This window comes from Gracilibacillus halophilus YIM-C55.5 (assembly GCF_000359605.1).
GTDB classification, from domain to species: domain Bacteria; phylum Bacillota; class Bacilli; order Bacillales; family Amphibacillaceae; genus Gracilibacillus; species Gracilibacillus halophilus.
Genome location: NZ_APML01000019.1, coordinates 71,059 through 94,210 on the forward strand (window position 1 = coordinate 71,059; position 23,152 = coordinate 94,210).

A 23,152-nucleotide genomic window follows, 5' to 3' on the forward strand; every position below is an offset into this window, starting at 1 on the left:
TCTCTAACTACGTTTTCGGGCATATAATTTAATCGGTGTACCTTCAAAGCCAAATGCTTCTCGAATCTTATTCTCTAAAAAGCGTTCATATGAAAAGTGCATTAAATCTGGATCATTCACAAATACAACAAAAGTTGGTGGTTGAATCGCTACTTGAGTTGCGTATAGTATCTTCAACCGTTTACCGTGCCTAGTTGGTGTCGGATTTATAGCTAGAGCGTCCATGATCACATCATTTAATACATTTGTTTCCACACGTTTGGTATGGTTTTCACTGGCTTGAATGATTCTTGGTAATAGTGTATGAATTCGTTTTTTGGTGATAGCCGATAAAAATACAATCGGTGCATAATCCAAAAATTGAAATTGTGAACGAACGTTATCCTCAAATTCCTTCATGGACTGATCATCTTTATCTACCGCGTCCCACTTATTGACGACGATAACGACTGCTTTTCCTGCTTCATGTGCATATCCAGCAATTTTTTTGTCTTGCTCAATAATCCCTGTTTCCGCATCAATTAACGTTAAAACGACATCAGAACGTTCGATCGCCTTTAATGCTCGCAAAATGCTGTATTTCTCAGTAGTTTCATAGATTTTTCCACGTTTTCTCATTCCTGCTGTATCAATTATGACATAATCGCGATCGTCTCTACGGAATGATGTATCAATCGCATCACGTGTTGTACCTGCAATGTCACTAACGATCACTCGTTCTTGATCAAGCATAGCGTTTACCAATGAAGATTTTCCTACATTCGGTCGGCCAATCACACTGAAATGCACCGTATCTTCATCAACAATGGAATCTACATGCTCTGGAAATAGATCGAACACTTGGTCTAACATGTCGCCTAATCCTAACCCATGTGACCCTGATATCGGATAGGGTTCTCCAAATCCAAGTGAATAAAATTCATAAGTATTTTCTCGCATTTCTGGATTATCGACCTTATTAACCGCTAAAACTACAGGTTTATTAGATTTAAATAATAACTTTGCCACTTCTTCATCAGCCGCTGTAATTCCTTCTCTTCCATTCACCATAAATATGATCACATCTGCTTCACGGATCGCTACTTCAGCTTGTTCACGCATTTGTACAAGTAAGGCTCATCGCCGATCTCAATCCCTCCTGTATCAATTAAACGAAACGATTGATTCAGCCACTCCGCTTCGGTGTATATTCGATCTCTTGTGATTCCTGGTTTATCTTCAACAATCGAAATCCGTTCTCCTGCAATTCGATTAAATATCGTCGATTTTCCTACATTCGGTCTTCCAACAATTGCAACAATTGATGTTCTCATGAAGGCTCATCCTTCCTGTATATGCTATAATTTCCTTATTTATTGATACGTTGCCATATACACACACTTAATTAAATTACCACACATACACTTTAAAATACAAGTGCATTTGTGACAGGTCACTCGTATCATTTATCATAGAAACAGAATTTATTACCATAATTATATTATGTTAACTAATTAATTTAACCGTCTTTTATTGTATGAAAATTTGTTTACGGTATATTCTATTCTTTGAATAAAAGAAATCCACGTGTGATGCATGATAAACAATAAAATCACCGAGCTATAAAGGACAAAAAAATCAGTATCACTTACTGTCATTTTTACATTATAACTGCTACAAATGATACGATATAGTAGATGACCTCCACTGGAAGCAATACTCCATAAAAATAACCGATCGTGTGTATTTTTAGCTAAGATCTGTAACAAAAGAAATGCTAATATTAAGCCTACGAGCAAAAATAGTTGCTGCTCCCAAATCGGGCTCGTTAAACGCCACAAAAAATAACTTGCATATAAATAAGAGATACCGATGGCATATAAGTATTTTTTTATATGTTGCTTAGAATAGATAAAACCAATGATTGAATATATCCAAATAAAAATAACGGCTATATTTATGGGAATATGATTGAAGATAATATTTATTTGAGCAGTGGTAATGACAACTAAAATGCCAAATCCATAATAATATCGATGACTGGTCTTCGGTAGTAAAAAAGTAACCACACACCATAGAATCCAAAGCGTCCATATGTAAAAGTATTCATTCAATAAAATCACCTAATTTTATTGTAGGCAAACAATCATGTTTTTAAACGCGGAAATCTTTAAAAAGAAGGCTGTTTTCTAAACTTTAAAAAAAATGATAAAAAAGAAAGAAACACCAATTGGGAAATCTGTGATCCCTCCCAAATGATGCTTCTAAAACATAATCAAGTAATCATTATTCGTTTTTATATTTATCTAACTGGTCACCGATGACATCACCTAATTGAAAACCTGATTGATCATCGTCATTTTCAAATTGTTTAATATTTTCTTTTGTCTTTTCTGCTTCAACTTCTTTTATACTTAAAGAAATACGCTTTTCCTCTTCATTCACATCTAATACTTTTGCTTTCACCGTTTGTTCAGGTTCTAGCACTTCACCAGGTGTACCGATATGTTCCGTTGAGATTTGAGAAATATGAACAAGTCCTTCAACGCCAGGCAACACCTCAACGAACGCACCAAAATTGACTAGACGTTTGACCGTACCTTCAACAATATCATTTACCGCAATCTTTTCTTCTACTTTATCCCATGGTCCAGGCTGAGTTGCTTTCAATGATAAGGAAATGCGCTCATTCTCTTGGTCAACAGCTAGGACTTTTACAGTAATCTTGTCTCCTTCAGCAACAACATCCGATGCTTTTTCAACATGTGTGTGTGATAGCTGGGAAATATGTACTAACCCATCAATTCCACCAATATCTACAAACACACCAAAATCCGTAATTCGTTGAACGGTTCCTTCAATTTCTTGACCTTCCTTGATATCATCAAGCACTTTTTGACGATTCTTTTGTTCTTCTTCCTCAACAACAGCACGATGGGATAAAATAATTCGATTTTGTTCTTTATCTAGTTCAACGATTTTCAAGGTTAATGGTTGACCTTGATAGTCTGTAAAATCTTCTACATAATACGTTTCTACGAGTGAGGCTGGAATAAATCCTCTTACACCTACATCGACAACTAAGCCACCTTTGACAACATCTTTGACGGTTGCCTCAATCGTTTGATTTGCTTCATATGTTTCTTGTAGGTCTTCCCATGCTTTTTCAGCAATAACTGCTTTTTTAGATAGGACGACTTCTTCATCTTCGAGTTTCGTTACTTGTAATTTCAGTTCATCACCTTCTTGCACAACATCACTCGCTGTCTCAATACGCAAAGGAGACAATTCACTAATCGGAATAATACCTTCCACTTTATATCCGATATCGACAAGGGCATGCTTTTCTTCCACTTTTACAACTTTACCTTGCACAATATCTCCTACATTAAGTTCAGTAATTTCTGAAATTCCTTGATTCATCTCTTCCATGACAAAGACCTCCTTCAATATCCAACACACAACAAAAAATGTGCCTTTTTTCTAACTTCTAACATTTGAACCAATTTGTCAAGTTATAAATTGGAAACTTCATAATTTTCTTTTATTTTTTTTATATCATTCATGATTTTATCTGTTACTTCTTGGGCAGAAGCCTTTTCTTTTCTTAATGTTTCTAAATCAACTGGTTTTCCGTAAACTACTCTTAATGGTTGCTTACCTTTGTAGTTACCAATAATGGCACAAGGAACAACAGTAGCTTTCGACCGTAAGGCAAAAAAACCAGCGCCAGATAATCCTTTCTTAATCTCACCTGTTTTGCTTCGGGTCCCTTCAGGAAAGAGACCAAGTGTTTCACCTTCTTTTAATATACCAAGACCTTGGCGCAATGCATTCTTATCTTTCATTCCTCGTTTAATTGGAAATGCATTTAATTTCTTTAATAAAGTGCCGAAGAATTTCTTTTGAAACAATTCTTCTTTTGCAAGGAAATGGACCACTCTTGGACAAGTAATGCCCACAATCGGTGGATCAAAATTGGAAATATGATTTGAACAAATAATAACCGGACCTTCTGTGGGGATATTTTCTGTCCCTATTTTTTTCACTCGATATAACGGCTTTAATATCATTTTGACAACAAACTTAGCAAATTTGTACAAACTCATGCTTCCGACTCCTTATACTTTTGTACGATAGACAAAATTTCATTAGCTACATCTTGAATGGTTTTTGACGTTGTATCAATTTCGATGGCATCATCAGCTTTTCGTAATGGAGAGACCTCTCGTTCACTATCAATCTGATCTCGTCTTTCGATATCTTTTTTGATCTGTTCTAAGTCTGATGAGAATCCTTTATCCATATTTTCTTGATGTCTTCTTTTAGCCCGTTCGACAACACTGGCATTTAGAAATATTTTCACTTCTGCATCAGGAATAACATGTGTTCCTATATCTCTTCCATCCATGACGACCCCACGTTTGGCTGCTAATATCTTTTGTTGTTTCACCATTTCTTGTCTGACTTCTGGAATCGAAGCGACAGCGGAAACTGATTGAGTGACTTGACTCGTTCGAATCGCTTCAGTTACATTTTGTTGATCAATATAAACGTTTTGGTCTTCAGTTAATGTAATGTTTATAGACTTTAATAGTGATAACACTTCTTGTTCATTCGTGAGTTCAATTTGGTTTTGTAAACACGCGTATGTAAGTGATCGATACATAGCTCCTGTATCAATATAGACATACTCAAGATCCTTTGCAACCCATTTGGCCACTGTACTTTTTCCAGCAGCTGCTGGTCCATCAATGGCTATTGCTAATTTATTCGTGTAACTCATTTTCTTCCCTCTTCTCTCATTCCACTGATTGGCTTAGTTTAAACCTTTTTGACGTTCTCGTAATTGATATTGATAACAATACTTAATCAACAACTGTTGTTCAGCTTGATTGATTTGGTGAAATTTAACTGATAATAAGTCACTTTGTTCACGATCACGATTTTGTTGGCGAACAACTTTACCAGTCATCTGGATATACTCTATTTGTGCTTTTAATGGTAATACAAGCATAATGTCCAATTGTGTATCATGCTGTAGGTTAATGCCATGATCAATTAAGACAGAAAGCCCTCCACCACTAATGTCATGTGTAACTGAAGTGAATGCTGAAAATGATTGGTCCACACTTCGAATACTAACATCTAACATGGCGGGAACGCGTACAAATTCTCTTCGTTGGATTTTTTTTAATTCTTGAAACGAAAAATCTAAAGCTAATGTTGGAATTGTCATTTTCGTTTTTTCGGTCACTCTTGTATTGAATGAATATACTGACGTATCCTGCCCAATAAAGTGAACGCGAAACACTTGCCCTACTTGAAAATCCTCTGTTTTATTCGTTTTTTCATTGACTGGATAATCGACATATATGTTTCCGTCTTTTGTTTCGACCACTTTACATCGATAAGTCTCTTGCCATTGGTCATTGACCATCGTATCTAAATGAAGAATCGTACCTATTTTTATCAACCTAAAACCTCTTTCTATTTTCAATGATAAAAATCAATCTGTCTATATTATTACAAAAAAAAGAAAGAGGGAAAGTCTTACCTCTTTCTTTTTTCATATTTCACTTCTTTTTGTTTGAGTCGCTCCACTCTTTCCTCCGTTCCATTTTCTGCATTTACAAATATTTTATATGTATCTTGATTTTTTACGCCCAAGAATACATACGTTAAAACTTCTACACCCGTGTCATCTTCAATGACTGCTAAATGATGATCTTGAATCTCAACATTTGGATTGACGACTTCTCTAGCCTCTTTTTCTGAAATGGTTGGTTTAGGTATATCACGTTCACCATGATTTTCTAAATAATCTTTAGCGACCATACCAATAACATTCCCGTTATCCAAAGCTACTTTCACTTGAATAGCATCTGGATAAACCCAAACATCTTCATTATTCGGGACAAAATGAAATACACCAACATGATCGTATTGATTACTTTCTACTAAAGCTAAATCGTTGAAATCCAACTTATTCAAATAGGTCTTCGCCTTCTGGGTTGCTTCATGCAAACTTACATTCGTACGATCGACTGTCCGATTGATCATAACCGTAACTGGATAGCCACCTTGTTCGGTTATATCAAGATATCCCGATTTTTTATCTGTTTGAAAAGAGCCACTATACATAGATACTTTCGCGCCTTCTCCAGTTTTCTCAATATTCAAGTTTATTTCTTGATTGATGCCTAATATCTCTCTCATTTTTTGTTTTGCGTCCGATTGATTGAATTTGTCTCCTTTTATCATTTGATAACTGTCTTCTTTACTTGAGGTTCCCATCAAACTCGAATGAATTTTTCCTTCAGAATATCCTTCTACTTTGTTTTCAACCGTCTGAAAACCATCTAATATAGTGTTATCACCAGGCTCATCTTTGTTTGCTAAGGCAAGCTGGACATCCATCCAACGTAGTTGATCTTTAAGCACCAAATTTTGTACACTTCGAATTTCTTTCTCGATCTCACCAGACATTTCATAAAGGGACTCTAACGTTTCAATTTCTTCATCATTTAACGGTTTTTGATCTAAATCCCTTACCGCTGTTCGATAACTAAAATCACCCATTTGCGACAGAAATTCTTCAGTTTTATTAAAAGGGACAAATGCTAATGGTAATTGACCAACATCTCCGTGCGCTTGTGATGTTAAACGCCAGATTTCGACTAATTGTGGTGACAATCTTTCTCTCGAGTTCATTGCTAATGCAGAACCAATTTTGTCGTGTAATAAATCTAAATGATAAGCTAGATCATGAAATGACCGTTGATAGGCATTTTCCGCTTGAATCATAACTTCATTCTTCTCTTGATGTTCTTGATATCCCCAGATGGAAACACCGATTAAACCGATTGATAATACACCAATAACCACCCACCGAAACATACGTACACCTCCATTTTAAATGGCAAAGATATGTTTACCGATTTTTTTGATTGTCTTTCGTGAAAATATCCAATCAGACGTAGCTGTATTTGGATTATAATAATAAATGGCTTCCCCGGAAGGATCCCAACCATTAATGGCATCCAATACAGCCCGTTCCGCGGAATCATCCGGTTCTAACCAAATCTGACCATCACTTACCGCTGTAAATGCCCTTGGTTCAAATATGACGCCTGAAACCGTATTTGGAAATGTAGAGCTCTCTACACGATTTAATATAACTGCAGCAACAGCAACTTTACCTTCATATGGCTCACCTCTTGCTTCACCATGTACTGCATTAGCCATAATTTGAATATCGTTTTGAGAAAATCCTTGAGGAACATTTACAGCTGAGGGCTGTAGGTCTTCATTCGTCGTTGCGTTTTGTTGCTGCTCTTGTGTTGTTTGATTGTTATCTGTTTGTTGATTAGGATTTTGATCATTGCTTCCTCTATCATCAGTTGTTTGCTTTTGCTTGTCGATGCCACCATAATACGTAAAATCATTGCCTTGGCGTATTTGATTTTTTATATACGCCTTATCGTATTCGCTTGCTTTTTCAAGCTTTTGCTTTGCTTTTTCACCTGCTAATCCATCAACTTCGAGTCCAAATTCATGTTGAAAATTGCGTAACGCCCAGTATGTACCCCAACCAAATACACCATCTATATTTCCATTATAGAATCCCAAATATTGCAAACGAGCTTGCAATTCAATCACATCATCGCCTGTTGCGCCGTGTTGAATGACTTGATTACTGAATGCCTTTACCATATGTTTATCCGTCGTCATCGACATGCAACTAGCAAATAAAAGAACGATCAATAGGATAAATACTTTAACGATTTTCATTGACCAACCCTCCATCTATCCGTTCATAACATCAATGAACTACCTTACATATAGCATTTTTCATTCAATGAAATTTATACTTTTTTCAACAAAAAAATGAGCTAATGGGTTAGCTCATTTTCTCAATCGATCCATAATCTTGTTTTGCGTATTCGTTCGCTAATTTCACTTTACGTAAGCTATACATCCATAAAATAACCATGAATGGGACGAGTAGCATAACCCAGTAATGTGTAATTGTTTCTAATATAAAATCATATGTACCGTGAAAAAAGACAGGGAGAAATAAAGAAATACTAATATGGAACGATTCATTTTGACTGTTACATTTAGCTCTACCAAAATAATATCCCATAATTACACCAAATAGCGCATGTGACGATACTGGAAAAACTGCTCGACTAAAAGCCACTTCGATCCCATTGGCTAGTAAATATAAAATGTTTTCAACTGTTGCAAATCCTAAACTAATCGAGACCCCATAAACGATACCATCATACACCGTATTAAATTTCGAATATTTATAAGTCGTAAACATAAAAATAAACCATTTAAAAAATTCTTCTAATAAGCCGAACAAAAGGTATGACCGCATGATGGGGGTTTGAGCGACTTCTTCTTCAATAAAGGCATATTGAATAAACATAATAGGAAATACAATTAATGTACCATAAATAAAAGTTCGTAAAATAGCATAGATGGGTTCTAATTCATATTCATCTTTCAAGTAAAAAAAAGCTAAGAGAGCAAACACGGGGGCTATTGCCGCAGATAATAAAGCGACCACTCGAATCCTCCCTTCCGAACATATTCATATTTAACAAATATATAAACGCGAGATACTAGTAAATTCATGATGTACGTACTCACAGAAAAAGAAGCCACGCGCATGCAACTGAGCATGCAATACCGTGGCTCATTCATCATTGCCTCTTTTTTGAAGCAATGGACTTCGCAATCGCACCCCCATGAAATCGCCCGTTTTCGATAAAGATTTCATTATTGTCATAACCTGCTGCGATAACCCCTGCGATATAAACATTTTCAACGTTTGTTTCCATCGTTTCATTCGAAAAATGTGGTCTACCAGTTTCTTCATCAATTTTAATACCGACATCTTTTAAAAAGCCTTGATTCGGTTGATAACCAGTCATTGCAAAAACAAAATCATTATGAATTGTTTTCTGTTCATTATTCACTTCGTAAACAACTTCCTTTTCCTTAATTTCAAGAATATTTGCTTCGAAGATCATATCGACTTTTCGTTTTCGCACTAATGAATCGAACTCAGGTAATATCCATGGTTTAATGCTAGCGGAATATTCACTACCACGATATAATACCGTCACATTCGCTCCCGCTCGATATAATTCAAGCGTCGCATCGACTGCTGAATTTTTCCCGCCAATGACGACGACATCTTGTTTAAAGTAAGGATGTGCTTCATGAAAATAATGATATACTTTATTTAAATTTTCTCCTTTTATACCTAAATAATTAGGCTGTCCATAATAACCAGTAGCAATTACGACAAACTTCGCTAAATACTGCTTTTTCTCTTTTGTTTTTTGGCTGACAGAATCTATATAAAAGTTGTTATTTCTTTTTTCAATATGCACAACTTCCTCAAAATTGTTAATCCGTAGATCTTGCCGTTCTGCTACTGTACGGTAATAAGATAGCGCTTGATTTCTAACCGGTTTGGGCTTTTCCGTCACAAATGCGACGTCTCCGATTTCTAACTTATCACTCGAACTAAAAAATGTCTGATGCGTCGGATATTGGTAAATGGAATGAACAATGTTTCCTTTTTCAATAATCAACGGTTCAAATCCTTCATTTTGTAATTCGATCGCTGCAGACATACCGCATGGTCCAGAACCAACAATAATTACTTCTTCTTGTTGCATCTTGTTACACCCTTTCGACGTATTCACACATCTATACCATCGTGTATTTTTTTCTATATAATTATGTAATATCCTCATTTACTTACGATTTATATATTAACATGTTTTGGATAAAAGATATACTTTACATGCTTAAAAATCTGACAAAAATCTTATTTTCATTTTCGAATAGGACAAACATCTGTTCCATACAATTGTATAGACTATCAATGTAATCAATTGGATGAGAAAGGAGTTTTTTCATTGCATACGAGCTACAAATGTTATCATCCGTATATTAGCCCCTTTGATCCCTGTAAACCTATTCAAACGAAATGCTATTCAACCCCTCCTAACTTGTATATGACGTTCCAACCAACTAATTTACGCCAATATGATACCCCTTATCAAGCGCTTTGTCACGGAACGTTATGGCCTGATTTATTTGATCCTTATCCTAACGTAAGAAAGGAGGGGACTTCGTGAATTCTTCCGCTCCAATGCCTGAATCCTATTATCGATTGCTTGAAAAAATCCAAGCTGTTGATTTTGTCCTTGTTGACTTAACGCTATATTTAGATACACATCCAAACGATTTTGAAACGATCAAGCAATTTAATCAATTGGCCTATGAGAGTAAACAATTAAAGGCGTCATTCGAAGAACAATTTGGCCCATTATTGCAATATGGGGGTAGCTTCTCACAGTATCCTTGGGATTGGAAACAAGCACCTTGGCCTTGGCAAGTTTAATAGAGGAGGTATAAGCATGTGGTATTATGAAAAGAAATTACAATACCCGGTGAAAGTTAGTCAATGTAATCCAATGTTAGCTAAATATTTAATCGAGCAATATGGTGGCGCAGATGGAGAATTGTCAGCGGCTTTACGATATTTAAATCAACGGTATACGATTCCAGATAAAGTTGTTGGACTTTTAAATGATATTGGAACCGAAGAATTTGCCCATCTTGAAATGATCGCTACTATGATTTATAAATTAACCAAAGATGCCACACCAGAACAATTAAAAGCTGCTGGCTTAGGTGCTCATTTCGTAAATCACGATCATGCGCTCTACTATCACAATGCCGCTGGTTCGCCGTGGACTGCGACGTATATCCAAGCCAAAGGTGATCCAATCGCCGATTTATATGAGGATGTGGCAGCCGAAGAGAAAGCAAGAGCCACTTATCAATGGATTATTGATATCTCGGATGATCCCTATATCAATGACTCACTAAAATTTTTACGAGAACGAGAAATTGTTCACTCCCAACGATTTAAAGAAGCAATAGAAATACTCAAAGAAGAACGTGATCGGCAAAAAATCTTTTAAACAAAAAATCAACACATGAATCATAGATGGACGCTTGCTACCGGAAATGTTAGATCGGTTTCCCCGTTTCCGCAAGCGTCTTTATCTACTGTTACTTCACTTAAGCTGTTATATATAACGAATACCTTTCATATGTATAGCAGGTTATTCTTGAAAATTAGAGTCAAAGGATTCACGTTTTGGAATCATTAATGTTTCCCCGACAACGATCGTATTATTTTCTAATTGATTCTCTTGAATGATCAAATCAATGTATCTTTGATGATGATAATACTTCTCAGCAATTGAGAGTAACGTGTCCGTTTCCTGTACGACATGCAAATTCGGTTGAGATTGGTGATTTGAAGTTTCTTCGATGGTATTTTCTCGAACAATGACTTCTGCTCCACCCTGGATATCTTGTCCAGTGGTCTCTTGTGCTGTCTCCTTACCATCCAGGGAAAGTGAACCAAACAATGATGCTCCCCAATATGGATAGGTAATCATCAAAAGTAATAATAGAATAAATAAACCGAATAAGAGCCGAATAAATAAATAAGAAAATCCTTTATTCCGTTTTTTCCTTTTCGTATGTGTTACGCTGCGAGGTGGTAGCACATCAGGAAGTTGTTCAGGATCTTGTAATGTAGATTTTTTTATTTGTGCTCGTAAAGAAGATGCTTGATCTTTTATGTTACGATCTTGCATAGTAAACCCTCCCTGACCGTATCAACAAGGCCAAACCGAAATCGATTATAAAATGTGTCACAATAACGACTAGTAAATGACTCGTTATTAGAAATATTCCACCAAGTAAAAAACTTAAACCAACTACACTTATCAATAAAAAGAGTTTATCTATATACCGAATATGAATCAATGCAAATAACAAACTGGCAACGAGTAGATTGGTGTTCGATTGTAAGACTCCGCGAAACAACCATTCTTCTACAATTGCTACACTGAGACATAACAAAAAGAAATGAACATATGACCCTGCTTCAAATACTTTTTGATTGATTCCACCGTCATCCCATAAATGTGTAGGTAAAAGATTCATCATGATAGCATCAACGACAACAACCATACCTGCAATCGGCACCCCATAAATGAAAATATCAATGGTTTTTCCTGCAAACAAGTTTTGAATCTCATTCCAACTTGTAAATAGCCAAAATGCTAATGGGATTGAAACGACAAATAATAAAATTTGTGTTACCCATACTTGTAATTTCAATTGATCACTTGTCATATTTGCTATCATTTGCTTCGTATCATATTTCATATTCTGTCTCCTGTAATAATAATTGTGCGAGTTTATTTTTCCAAGTCGATGCCGTTTCTTCTTGATTGTTGACGGTTCGATTAGTTTTCCAATGATCCCAACGGAAATCGCATTGATCACAACACATGCCATTAGGTGGTGTAATCATATCTTGAAAGTATTGAAATAATGCTTCTCTCCTACACATTTCATCTTGTAGGACCCATTGTTCCATTGTTAGTAACTTAGAGATTTTATATTGTAACCTTTGTTGATAAGCGTTTTGTAATTGACTGAGAACCCATTGTTTGGAATATGTCTCGCTTAGAAATATACTGTTATTCTTCATACCGATTTGCTCTAACTGATAATGAATAAAGCGCCATGGCGTTTCATTACCGGTTTTTTCAATAATATAAGATTCAACTTCATGTATAGGAATCGATTGTCTGTGAAATATCCAATCGACAACTTCTTGCAATAATCCTTGATTGGGCAATTCTGAATCGATTAATCGTTGTGGTATATTTCGATCATGTTCATGATATAGCAAGACACTTATACTTTCTTCCCCATCTCTTCCTGCTCTACCGACTTCCTGAATGAACGATTCAACTTCTGCCGGCATATGATAATGAATAACGAGACGAACATTTTGTTTGTCAATCCCCATACCAAATGCGCTCGTACAACATATGACATCCAATTGATCATACATAAATTGTTGTTGTATCAATATCCGATCTTGTGTATCCAATCCCCCATGATAATACGCAACACGTAAACCTTCTACTTTTTCATCTAAATACAAAGAAATACGTTCTGCTTCTTTTCGACTGGAAAAGTAAATCATGGTTGGCACTTGATAGGATGATAATAATGACGAGATATAATCGAGTTTTTTCTCTTGATGATTTACCCTTTCGATCAAAAACGCTATGTTCGGTTTATCCATGGGATGAATATGTTTGTTAACATCTCTCATTCCCATAAACGACATAATATCATGCTGCACATCAGGGGTAGCTGTGGCAGTTAACGCTAAAATAGGCGGAGCGTGTAACTGCTTATGTATCGATTGTAAACGTAAGTAATCTGGTCTAAATTCATGTCCCCATTGCGATATACAATGCGCCTCATCAATCACAAACAATTGAATCGACATACGAGATAATTTAGCAGTGAGTTGACGATTTTGTAACATTTCAGGCGATACATAGACTAATTGATATTGATGCAAATGTTGAATTTGCCTATTTCTTTCCTGAACTGCCATCATACTATTTAATGCAATCACTCGCTTGAAACCACGTGCTCTCATTTGTTTCACTTGATCTTCCATCAATGAGAGCAATGGTGAAACAACGAGCACCATTCCTTCATTCATCATCGCAGGCAACTGATAGCAAATACTCTTTCCTGAGCCTGTTGGCAGTACAGCGAGCACATCTTTTTTTTCATTGACATCTTCTATAATTTCTTTTTGTCCATTACGAAATGTACTATAACCAAAATAATGATAAAGATATTCTTCTAATTCACCCATCACTAAAAAACCCCTTCTTTTTGTTGATGAGACATCGCTAATACAAGCTTAATCTGAAAATAAGAGATATGGTCATCCAAGGATTCTTTAATTTCTTTTAATTTATTCGTTTGAAGTCTATCGATTTGGTTCGCGATCCATTGAAGTTGATGATCTGATAGAAACGGTGAATAGTCAAAATTTTTTACGACATATGCAATTTCAACCATATGATCTTGTATCGTACTGATCTTCAAATTTCTTTGACTAGCAATCATCTCTAGCCCATGGCCTTTCTGCCATAATTTATACGTCTTTTGCGCTGAACCCGTTAGTGGCAGATTCATATTTCTTTCGTGCGGTACGATTTCCTTCAAAAACGAGACAGATGAATCTTTTTCAATAGCAAAACATAAAAAATGCGACAAATTCATCAACTGACAATGCATATCATGTACCGTTTGGCCATATTCTCTCGCTAATTGAATTTTACTGGACCCGATATGACGCGGAGTCGTTAACTGATCTGTAAACAGATGTCCCAATGGCTCTGGGGCTTGTTCGAAAAGACGTGTTAACTCTTGATATAAATGATATAAAATCGTGTTTGTATCTTTTTGATAGTAATAGAAGATTTCTTTCACTTTTTGTTGAACACTTTCATCATCAACAACGGGAATAAATGTGTCATGATGTTGTTGTATATGAGTACAAGTTTGTACGAGCAACTGAATCACTTGCATCGTAAAAAGAGCGTGATTATCATACTTCATTCCATTTAAATAAATTTGGGAGTGATCAAAGCCATTCAATACGCTTCTCCCCTCGGTTGTTAAGACGACCTGTTTGTCTTGGTAGACTTCAATCCACCCCTGATCATAAAGATGTCGTAACTCTTTTTGAAAAGTTTTACGTTCTAATCGCTTATAAATGCCAAAATAATTCGTTAATTGATAAATGTAACTATCTTGAATAGTTTGTGTTGACTTCTTCGCTGTCAATAAGTGATAAATATTAGAGACCGTTCGCTCACCCCGTAATTTACAAATACTGTCCAATAAAATATATGTGAACATCCATAAGTTCCTTTCAGTTGATTACTTACACTTATTTTAACAAGATTTATGTGAAATAGATAGGTTACATCTCATTTCAACATTATTCACACGTATGATATGCTAATGATGTTGAAAGCTTGCGAGAAAAGAGGGAAAACCATGCGATATTATACATGGATTGTGCAAGATACTTGTATTGCTTGCGGTGTCTGTGGAGCCTGTGCACCGGAAGTGTTTGACTATGATGATGAAGGCATTGCTTACGGCTATCACGATAATAATCGGGGGAATACGCCGATTGCAAACGACATGATAGAAGAAGTGCAAGATGCTGAAGAATCTTGTCCGACTGGGTCTGTTCAAATATCAAAAAAGCCAAAGCCAGACGATAAATCATAACTCACTGATTTGTCGCTGGCTTTTTTCGACTCAAAAGATCAAACCTCATATCAATTCGTTAAACGGGGGATCTCACTGCAATAACTTCGGGTTTATTCGATTAGGAATTTCGACAGGTTCAGTTAAGTCATACTTGCCAATTTGTTCTAACCCTATATCAAAAACAACTTGTTCATAACCAAACGCTCCAGTAGTCATAAGAATCGCTTCAACCATGCTCAACGTTGCTTGATTATGTCCTAGATTTTTCGATTGTATCTCAATATTTATGCGTTGTCCACTTTCATGAATTTCAATGTCTGCATCACTCGGAACAGTCGATTGAATTGAGGACAACGGTTCATCATACTTCATCTCTTTTAGTGCACGTTCAACATTGGTAACATTCGATTTATAGATAGGTACTAAATAGAACGTGGATAGCTCTTGGTACTGTTTAAAATACGTATTGTCATACGCTTCTAACGTTAACTTCCCATTATCTGTCACTTGATCCTTCATCTCATGGTCGCCTTTTAATATCACTTGTTGGATCCCATAAGGCATAAATATTGCATTTAACATTTTTCGGAATATAACTACATTCGATGTAGTTGGTTCCATTTTATAGTCATCAGTAAACGATACGGTTGCAGTTTCTGCCTCCACATTGACATTAAATACGAGATGATCCATTTGCTGAATCGTTAAACCACGCTTTTCATCTATATAACGATCATATGCATGATAATATTGATTAACAGTAGACGTTTCATTGAAGTCTAACAAAGTTATCGGAATTACATATTCGCCATTCGTTGTTGCTGTTGCCATATAGATTGGCTTTGCTTGAGAATGTTCATCTTCATAAGCGAGCTGATAATGGAATGACGCTTGATCCTGCTTTTCTACTTCTTTTGACTCTTCAGTAGAAAATGATGCTGATTGATCATTATTTTGGCCCTTGTTATTACCATCTGCACGATGATCACGACTCGTTTCTTCTGAGCTAGACTCGTTTAACGCCATATCTAGCGATTGATCATTACTCGATGGGTGCATATTTAAAATAGCAATCACTATGAGCATTACCGTAACCATTGAAGATGCAATGGGAATCAGGACTTTCCATTTCTTCCAAGGTGACTTATCCTGTTGAACCTCATGATATTTGAGACGTTGGTATACGTCTTCCTTTGAGCGGTGATCATCAATGTTCGGAAGGTTTGTTAACATTTCTTCAATTGAATCATTATTTTCAATGTCACGATTTCTCACCTTAATCATCCTCCTTCCGTACACACTGTTGTAACGATGCGATAGCACGATGTTGTGTCGTTTTCACTTTACTGATCGACCAATTAAGAATATCAGCTGTTTCTTTAATCGTAAAAGATTGCAGGTAACGTAGGATGATTACTTGCTTTTGATGAAAACTACACTGATCCAAGCATTTATAGACTTGTTGCATTTGATCGTCTAATACCGCAATCTCTTCTGGCAGTGGCTGATTCGTTTGAATGGATTCGCCTTGTTTCCCCCAATCAAAATACTCAAAAAATCGATTCCTTGTTCTTTTCAATTTACGAAAGTGGTCGAATGTCACATGCTTAGCAATCGAAAACAACCACGTTTTCTCAGAACTTTTTCTTTTGAACGTATCATACGAGCGCAACGCTTTCAGATAAACATCCTGTAAAATGTCCTCCGTGTCTTGTTTGTTTTTTACCATATAATAAATATATTGATAGACGTCTTGATGATAATTCTCGTATAACTTTTCAAAAGTGGCCTTCATCGTAAGACCCCCTCACAATCCATTTGTCGTTTCAGCATCATAAATGTTACAACACAGATGCGTTTATTATACCATAAGTGATTCATTCGTTAGAGAGTCGAATACAAAACAAAAACCACAGTGTATTGCTGTGGTATGAGTGCTATAATTTTATTGATAAACATAACGAGACATTACGGGGTACAAAAATACAAGAAATAACACATTTCCGATCGCATGCAAACTATCAAACGGAAGTGACGTCAGATAATAAACAAAGTATTTCCCTGTATACATCCATGTGCCGATGTTGACAATGATTCCATATAAATAACCGCAGAAAATACCAAAGGTGATAAGCCATAACAAAGAAGGTGTAGATTCAAATCTTCTAAACTGACCAGACAATACACCAATGATTCCCCATGCAACGATTTGCCAAACGGTCCATATCCCCATCCCTAATAGCAAATTCGATACATAAGTCGCAATTAATGCAACACTCATAGCTACAAAAGAACCCAATAAAACACCTGAACATATTATGATCGCTGTCATTGGCTGGATATTGGGCATGAACTGAAAACCGATTCTCCCAATTACACATAAAGCAGCCAATAAAGCGATCCTCGTTAATCTATGTACTCCCATATCCTCATTCCGTTGCTTGCAAGTCAAAAACGATATCATCATTGTCTTTCACTTTATATTCATCGACGGATTGACTTGCCATTTCTCCATTCACAAAATAAAGCCAATACTTTTCATTTTCGACTTGCGTGCGATCATCAATCGCAGTGATAAACCCTTCATCAGTAACATCAACTTCATGATGGTCCTCTAATACGTCCAATAATACAGTACCTTGTTCTACTTGGTATGAGTTCTCAGACATTACTTCTTGTTGATTATTTTGTGAAATGGTTAGCGTTATATCAATCTGTTCTTCAGATGGATTTGTCGCCCCGCATCCTGCTAATAAGAAGGATGCGAATAGAATTATAACAATCGATCTACTTATTACTTTCATAAAAAATCTCCTCTATCTTATTATTTACGAAGCATTCACCTCAAATTTATAACCAACACCCCACACGGTTACAATCATTGTTGCAGCATTAGCAGACACTTTATTTAATTTTTCTCGCAAACGCTTGACATGTGTGTCAACAGTACGTAAATCACCGAAAAATTCATATTTCCATACTTCCTTTAACAGCTCTTCACGTTCAAAGACTTTGTCTGGAGATTTAGCCAAAAAAAGTAATAATTCATACTCTTTCGGCGTTAAACTTACTTCTTTATTTTCGGCTAAGACGCGGTGAGCATCATTATCAATCGTTAAATAAGGGAATTCTATCATGTCTTTCGGTGTCTTGGAAGACTGTATGACATTTGTTGTTCTTCTTAATAAAGCTTTCACCCGTAAAACAACCTCTCTAGGGCTAAACGGTTTCACAATGTAATCATCTGTACCTGCTTCAAAACCATGAATTCTACTAACTTCTTCACCTTTAGCTGTAAGCATCATGATCGGTGTGGCTTTTTTCACTCGGATGTCTCTACACACTTCCATGCCGTCTTTCCCTGGCATCATTAAATCAAGTAAAATGACATCATAATCGTCCTTTAGCCCCTTATGCAAGGCTTCATCACCATCTTGAGCCTCGTCAATTTCAAATCCTTCTCGCTCTAAATACATACGTAATAAACGACGAATACGTTCCTCATCATCAACAACTAATACTTTCTGTTCATCTGATTCCACAGTCCAACCTCCTTACTTGCCATACTAAACAAGAAGCACAAGTTATACTTGTACAACTTGTTACTACCCAGATTATACGTGATTTAATGTTTTACGCATAGGAATGTAATCCTGCTAACACTAAATTCACAACGATGAGATTAAACATAATAATCCCAAATCCGATGACAGCAAGCCACGCTGATTTTTCGCCATGCCAACCTCTTGATAATCGTAAGTGGAGAAAAATAGCATAAAAGAAAAATGTAATCAACGCCCAAACTTCTTTAGGGTCCCAACCCCAATAGCGATCCCATGCTTGCTGTGCCCAAATAGAAGCAAAGATTAGTCCACCTAATGTAAACACTGGAAAACCGATAGCCACCGCTCGGTAACATACTTCATCTATCAATTCTGAGTTTGCTTTTTTCAACAATGGTTGAATCACAGCAGCTATTCTTTTCCTTACTATTAATCGTACCAGCACATACAACGCAAAACCGATGATAAGAGACCAGACTAACGTATTTAATTTCCGTGGTGCCTCGGCTCCTTGTATCCATGTCGGTGTATCCAACCAAGCATCCATGCGATTCTCGGTAACGAGTTCAGCATCTTGCGGTCCAAAAATGGCAGGTAAATGATAATCAAGTGATAATTCTTCACCATTTTCTTCATATGTAAAAGTTGCATTATAATTAGCTGCTTCAAATCCACTTGTTATTACGACGAAACCTACCGTAGCAAAAATCGTGTACATAATGACTTCTAACCACTTTGTCTTTTTTGTTGGTATGGTTTGATCAATTTCACGAATTAAATAAATCAAGCCAGCTATAAAACTAATGGCTAATATCGCTTGTCCTAGTCCCACCGTAGTAACATGAATATAAAGCCAGTGACTTTGTAAGGATGGTAATAGTGGTGATATTTCTGTCTGAAACATACTCGCATAAGCAATAAGTAATAAAGCAATAGGCAATGTGAATAAGCCCAATAAATAAATGCGATAAATTGAAAAGAGAATAAGAAATGCAAAAACAAGCATCATACCAAAAAATGTCACAAATTCAAACAGATTACCTACAGGTGCATTTCCGCTTGCTATCCATCTCGTAACAAAATATCCTACGTGAGCTAATAATCCGATCACCGTCGTAAAAATCGCTAGCTTATGGACAAAACCAACATTTTCTCTCTTTTGTTTATCTTTTATTGTTGCTGCAAAAAATACAGTACCTATTAAATAAATGATAAATGCACTATATAACAATGTATTGCTCAATGTGGCTACGTCAATCATTTGTCATCCTCCTTATGCAAAAGGACAGAGATTATGATGCTTGACATCATAGTCTCTGTTTACTGATTATCTTCTTTTTCCTCTTCTTGATCTACAATCATTGAGAAATTTGTATGGTCGATTGATTTCTCAAATTCTTTTCTCAATCCAAACCAATTCTTATTGGTATGCGCTGCAACAAGTAATCGGTTATCATCAGGATGAATCCATATACGACGATGATGCCAATACATCCCTTGTACAACACCGATCATAAATATGATTGCACCTAATCCGACGATCGGCAATGTATAATCCTTCTTGACAGATAAACCTGTTACGTTCCGCACTTCAAAATCTGCTAAGCTCAATTTATATTGGTTTTCATTCGTAGGGTCGATATTACGACCAATGGATAAAAAGCTTACTTCAGGCTCTTCACTATCTGGTGGGTAAACCAAAAAGACAAACCCTGGGTTCCTTGGATAATTGGATACTGATTCCGGTTCACCATCAACGATTTCATATTCAGGGAAATATTCATCCAAAAGAATTTCAAAACCATTGTCAAAGGTATAACGTTTCTTTGGTTCGGTTAGATCTACGGTAAATGATCCGATGCTTTCCTCTGATTGATCGTCCTTTTTATGTAAATTGAACGACATACTTTGAAACTCATTTAACTGGTAACTATTTTGATAGAGAGTAAGTCCATTGATTGACATTGGTTCATTTAAAACAATCTTACCTTTTTTTACTTTTTTTAGCTCTGGATCTGCCCCCGTTACCATCGATGTATCACGATAAATCACAGCATCGGTTTGAAAATGTTTCGGTATAGGTTGATTAACATTTTCCAAAGATTCTTCATACTTGGCATCTTCTTCGCTCTCGCCATAAAATTCGACGGTAAAATTATTATTTTCTAAATAATATTCTTGGTTGGTATGAGGAATAACAGCTGTCTCTCCTTCGCGAACCCACAACATATCATCAACATGCATAAAAGGCAAAAAACGAAGTAGTGTACCAATTAAAAAGATAATTAAACCAGTATGATTAACATACGGCCCCCATCTTGAAAACCTACCCTTTTCAGCTAAAATATGCCCGTTATCTTCTCTAATTCGATAACGACGTTTTTTTAAGTTTTGAACAAAAGTTTTCTTGTCTTGATTAGATACATTCTCATATTCTCTGAATAATTTTTGTCTTGTTAAAAACTTTTGATGCCGTTTTACTTTTTGATATTTTAAAGCTTTATACAGCGGTATGCCTCTATCCAAACTAACGATAAAAATCGAAATACCGATCATACCGATGATTAGCATATACCACCAAGAACTATATAACTCATGGAACCCAAGCTGATAATAAATCTGTCCCGAGATACCGTATTGATCACGGTAGTGTTCTAATGGCTCTACTGTAGCTGGTATGTACATCTCTTGCGGGTAAATCGTCCCAATAGCTGAAGCAATTAAAGCAATGGCAATTAAAGTGACACCAACTTTGATTGAAGAGAAAAAATTCCAAACCTTATCGACAATGGAACGATTTCTCGTTTTCGAACGTATCGCAGTACCATCATAGCGCATATTTAATAATTTTGTAGACTGTTCATGATCTAGCGGTTTCCCACAAGAAGAGCAAATGGTTGTACCCTCTTTATTATGTTGACCGCAAGCATTACAAATATAATCTGACATAACTATCCCTCGTTACCATCATTTTGTGATTGTTGACTCGGTTCGATCTGTTGAAAATATCCCTCAAGTTTTTCTAATGACAATGGCCCTAGAACTCGTTCAACGATTTGTCCGTCCTCATCAATAAATAAAGAAGCTGGCAAAGGCTTAATACCATATGCATCCATCACTTCACCGTTTTTATCATGTAAAATAGGGAACGTTAGTCCATATTCGCTCACAAAGTTATTCACGACAAATTCAGTAGAATCCACACTTACCGCAAGAATCTCGATGCCTCTGTCTTGATATTCTTCATATAATGATTGCATATACGGCATTTCTTTCTTACAAGGCTTACAATAAGTTGCCCAGAAGTTTACCATGACTCCTTTGCCTCGTAGTTCTTCAAGTTGGATGCTATCTTGATTACCATTCAACAAATTCAGTTGGAAATTTGGAGCGTGGTCTCCATCTTTTACCGCTGCTTGTTCTTCCGTTAAGCTAGCAATCACCGCAAATAAAGTAGCGCCAAAGAGAACAACGAGTATCGCCGAACGAATTAGCATGCGTTTTTGTTTTTTTCGCCGTTTTTGTTGTGTTGCTTGTTCAACCTTTTGCACAATGTTCACTCCTTACAGCCATTGTACCACCATCAACAGATTCGAATTGTGACAGTTATTTAACAATTTTCATTGGCAAGTACCTTTAACTGCTTGATTTCATGTGGTGTCAATGGTCGATAATCTCCTGGTTGTAGTTGCTCTGTTGTTAAAAATCCGTATTTTTCTCTTTTTAATTTATCAACAGGTGTCTGTATTGCTTCAAACATTCGTCGTAATTGTCTATTTTTCCCTTGGTGTAGAATCACTTTCAAAATAGCTGTTTGCTTTTTTGGATCTGTAGACATAATTTTTACGTGCTTCGCTTTCAGTCGTTCACCTTCTGATTGAATACCTTGATAAAAAGATTGCAGATCGGCTTTTGACGGAATACCTTTCGTTTTCACAATATACTCTTTATCAATTTGATATTTAGGATGCATTAATTGATGAGCAAATTCTCCATCATTTGTCAGTAATAAAATACCTGACGTATCATAATCGAGTCTCCCAATTGGATAAATTCTTTGTTTAACTTCATCAAAATAGTCTATTACTGTCTTTCGTCCCTTGTCATCAGAAATACTTGATATGACGCCTCTAGGTTTATGTAACACATAATAAACGGGCTGTTCCTTTTCAATCGGAACATCATGAACTTTCACTTCATCAAATGAAGTTACTTTGGTACCTAATTCGCGCACAACTTTTCCATTTACTTTTACGTTCCCTGCTTCGATTAACTTTTCTGCTTTACGTCGTGAGGTAATGCCACTATTGGCGATCACTTTTTGCAATCGTTCACTCATCTTTTAGTCACTCTTTCCTTTTAATTGGTCAAATAACAAGCGT

General features: G+C 36.2%; 26 protein-coding genes and 1 pseudogene. 4 read left to right on the top strand and 23 right to left on the bottom strand.

What is annotated here, in order from left to right:
• Positions 1-3: 3 nt before the first annotated feature.
• From der to J416_RS04770, 10 genes and pseudogenes are all read right to left on the bottom strand, one after another.
• Positions 4-1,313, bottom strand: a pseudogene (der, locus tag J416_RS04725) (ribosome biogenesis GTPase Der).
• A gap of 180 nt (positions 1,314-1,493) precedes the next feature.
• Positions 1,494-2,093 carry a YphA family membrane protein gene (locus tag J416_RS04730; protein ID WP_003466191.1) on the bottom strand — a complete coding sequence of 200 codons (600 nt, stop codon included), beginning with the start codon at positions 2,091-2,093 and terminating at the stop codon, positions 1,494-1,496.
• A 172-nt stretch (positions 2,094-2,265) separates the two neighbouring features.
• The gene (gene rpsA / locus J416_RS04735; RefSeq protein WP_003466192.1) at positions 2,266-3,411 is read right to left on the bottom strand and encodes a 30S ribosomal protein S1; all 1,146 of its coding nucleotides are present in this window, start codon (positions 3,409-3,411) and stop codon (positions 2,266-2,268) included.
• A gap of 83 nt (positions 3,412-3,494) precedes the next feature.
• A complete protein-coding gene (locus tag J416_RS04740) occupies positions 3,495-4,088 on the bottom strand; it encodes a lysophospholipid acyltransferase family protein (RefSeq protein WP_003466195.1) in 594 nt (197 codons plus the stop codon).
• On the bottom strand, positions 4,085-4,765 hold the full coding sequence (gene cmk / locus J416_RS04745) for a (d)CMP kinase (protein WP_003466197.1): 681 nt from the start codon (positions 4,763-4,765) through the stop codon (positions 4,085-4,087). Before cmk ends, J416_RS04740 begins: the two co-directional genes overlap by 4 nt.
• A 33-nt stretch (positions 4,766-4,798) precedes the next feature.
• Positions 4,799-5,455, bottom strand: coding sequence for a flagellar brake protein (locus J416_RS04750; protein ID WP_003466199.1), 657 nt, complete (start codon positions 5,453-5,455; stop codon positions 4,799-4,801).
• A gap of 77 nt (positions 5,456-5,532) precedes the next feature.
• Positions 5,533-6,879 (bottom strand): germination protein YpeB, encoded by a 1,347-nt coding sequence (gene ypeB / locus J416_RS04755; RefSeq protein WP_003466202.1) that lies wholly within the window; start codon positions 6,877-6,879, stop codon positions 5,533-5,535.
• Positions 6,880-6,894: 15 nt separating this feature from the next.
• The gene (gene sleB, locus J416_RS04760) at positions 6,895-7,773 is read right to left on the bottom strand and encodes a spore cortex-lytic enzyme (protein ID WP_003466206.1); all 879 of its coding nucleotides are present in this window, start codon (positions 7,771-7,773) and stop codon (positions 6,895-6,897) included.
• Positions 7,774-7,882: 109 nt separating this feature from the next.
• The gene (prsW, locus tag J416_RS04765) at positions 7,883-8,560 is read right to left on the bottom strand and encodes a glutamic-type intramembrane protease PrsW (RefSeq protein ID WP_003466208.1); all 678 of its coding nucleotides are present in this window, start codon (positions 8,558-8,560) and stop codon (positions 7,883-7,885) included.
• A gap of 136 nt (positions 8,561-8,696) precedes the next feature.
• On the bottom strand, positions 8,697-9,683 hold the full coding sequence (locus J416_RS04770; RefSeq protein ID WP_003466211.1) for a YpdA family putative bacillithiol disulfide reductase: 987 nt from the start codon (positions 9,681-9,683) through the stop codon (positions 8,697-8,699).
• A gap of 243 nt (positions 9,684-9,926) precedes the next feature.
• On the opposite strand from J416_RS04770, the gene J416_RS15350 reads away from it, so the two are divergent.
• The 3 genes from J416_RS15350 to J416_RS04780 are packed head-to-tail and all read left to right on the top strand — an operon-like array spanning position 9,927 to position 11,000.
• Entirely contained in the window at positions 9,927-10,148 is a 222-nt protein-coding gene (locus J416_RS15350; protein WP_003466213.1) for a spore coat associated protein CotJA, read from the top strand.
• 14 nt (positions 10,149-10,162) lie between these two features.
• Complete coding sequence (locus J416_RS04775) at positions 10,163-10,414, top strand: spore coat protein CotJB (RefSeq protein WP_040513001.1); 252 nt, start codon at positions 10,163-10,165, stop codon at positions 10,412-10,414.
• 16 nt (positions 10,415-10,430) lie between these two features.
• Complete coding sequence (locus J416_RS04780; protein WP_003466218.1) at positions 10,431-11,000, top strand: manganese catalase family protein; 570 nt, start codon at positions 10,431-10,433, stop codon at positions 10,998-11,000.
• Positions 11,001-11,144: 144 nt separating this feature from the next.
• On the opposite strand, the gene J416_RS04785 is transcribed toward J416_RS04780, so the two are convergent.
• From J416_RS04785 to J416_RS04800, 4 genes are read right to left on the bottom strand one after another with little or no spacing between them, the layout of a single operon-like run.
• Complete coding sequence (locus tag J416_RS04785; RefSeq protein ID WP_003466220.1) at positions 11,145-11,687, bottom strand: LysM peptidoglycan-binding domain-containing protein; 543 nt, start codon at positions 11,685-11,687, stop codon at positions 11,145-11,147.
• Complete coding sequence (locus J416_RS04790; protein ID WP_003466222.1) at positions 11,674-12,264, bottom strand: CPBP family intramembrane glutamic endopeptidase; 591 nt, start codon at positions 12,262-12,264, stop codon at positions 11,674-11,676. Before J416_RS04790 ends, J416_RS04785 begins: the two co-directional genes overlap by 14 nt.
• On the bottom strand, positions 12,254-13,789 hold the full coding sequence (locus J416_RS04795; RefSeq protein ID WP_003466224.1) for a RecQ family ATP-dependent DNA helicase: 1,536 nt from the start codon (positions 13,787-13,789) through the stop codon (positions 12,254-12,256). The genes J416_RS04790 and J416_RS04795 overlap by 11 nt, the downstream gene beginning before the upstream one ends.
• Positions 13,790-13,791: 2 nt before the next feature.
• Entirely contained in the window at positions 13,792-14,844 is a 1,053-nt protein-coding gene (locus J416_RS04800; RefSeq protein ID WP_003466225.1) for a YpbB family protein, read from the bottom strand.
• Positions 14,845-14,985: 141 nt separating this feature from the next.
• Between J416_RS04800 and J416_RS04805 the strand changes: the two genes are divergently transcribed.
• Entirely contained in the window at positions 14,986-15,225 is a 240-nt protein-coding gene (locus tag J416_RS04805) for a ferredoxin (RefSeq protein ID WP_003466226.1), read from the top strand.
• A 72-nt stretch (positions 15,226-15,297) separates the two neighbouring features.
• On the opposite strand, the gene J416_RS04810 is transcribed toward J416_RS04805, so the two are convergent.
• From J416_RS04810 to J416_RS04850, 9 genes are all read right to left on the bottom strand, one after another.
• Complete coding sequence (locus J416_RS04810) at positions 15,298-16,482, bottom strand: hypothetical protein (protein ID WP_003466227.1); 1,185 nt, start codon at positions 16,480-16,482, stop codon at positions 15,298-15,300.
• 1 nt (position 16,483) lies between these two features.
• Positions 16,484-17,002 (bottom strand): sigma-70 family RNA polymerase sigma factor, encoded by a 519-nt coding sequence (locus J416_RS04815; RefSeq protein ID WP_003466228.1) that lies wholly within the window; start codon positions 17,000-17,002, stop codon positions 16,484-16,486.
• 150 nt (positions 17,003-17,152) lie between these two features.
• Positions 17,153-17,632: an ECF transporter S component gene (locus J416_RS04820; protein WP_040512936.1), complete on the bottom strand. Its 480-nt coding sequence runs from the start codon at positions 17,630-17,632 to the stop codon at positions 17,153-17,155.
• Between the two features lie 4 nt (positions 17,633-17,636).
• The gene (locus tag J416_RS04825) at positions 17,637-18,011 is read right to left on the bottom strand and encodes a DUF4430 domain-containing protein (protein WP_003466230.1); all 375 of its coding nucleotides are present in this window, start codon (positions 18,009-18,011) and stop codon (positions 17,637-17,639) included.
• Positions 18,012-18,035: 24 nt separating this feature from the next.
• A complete protein-coding gene (locus J416_RS04830) occupies positions 18,036-18,749 on the bottom strand; it encodes a response regulator transcription factor (RefSeq protein ID WP_003466232.1) in 714 nt (237 codons plus the stop codon).
• Between the two features lie 91 nt (positions 18,750-18,840).
• Complete coding sequence (gene ccsB / locus J416_RS04835; protein ID WP_003466234.1) at positions 18,841-20,031, bottom strand: c-type cytochrome biogenesis protein CcsB; 1,191 nt, start codon at positions 20,029-20,031, stop codon at positions 18,841-18,843.
• Positions 20,032-20,090: 59 nt separating this feature from the next.
• Entirely contained in the window at positions 20,091-21,719 is a 1,629-nt protein-coding gene (resB, locus tag J416_RS04840) for a cytochrome c biogenesis protein ResB (protein WP_003466237.1), read from the bottom strand.
• Between the two features lie 2 nt (positions 21,720-21,721).
• Positions 21,722-22,321 carry a thiol-disulfide oxidoreductase ResA gene (gene resA, locus J416_RS04845; protein ID WP_003466239.1) on the bottom strand — a complete coding sequence of 200 codons (600 nt, stop codon included), beginning with the start codon at positions 22,319-22,321 and terminating at the stop codon, positions 21,722-21,724.
• Between the two features lie 59 nt (positions 22,322-22,380).
• Positions 22,381-23,109: a pseudouridine synthase gene (locus tag J416_RS04850; protein ID WP_003466241.1), complete on the bottom strand. Its 729-nt coding sequence runs from the start codon at positions 23,107-23,109 to the stop codon at positions 22,381-22,383.
• Positions 23,110-23,152: the final 43 nt, after the last annotated feature.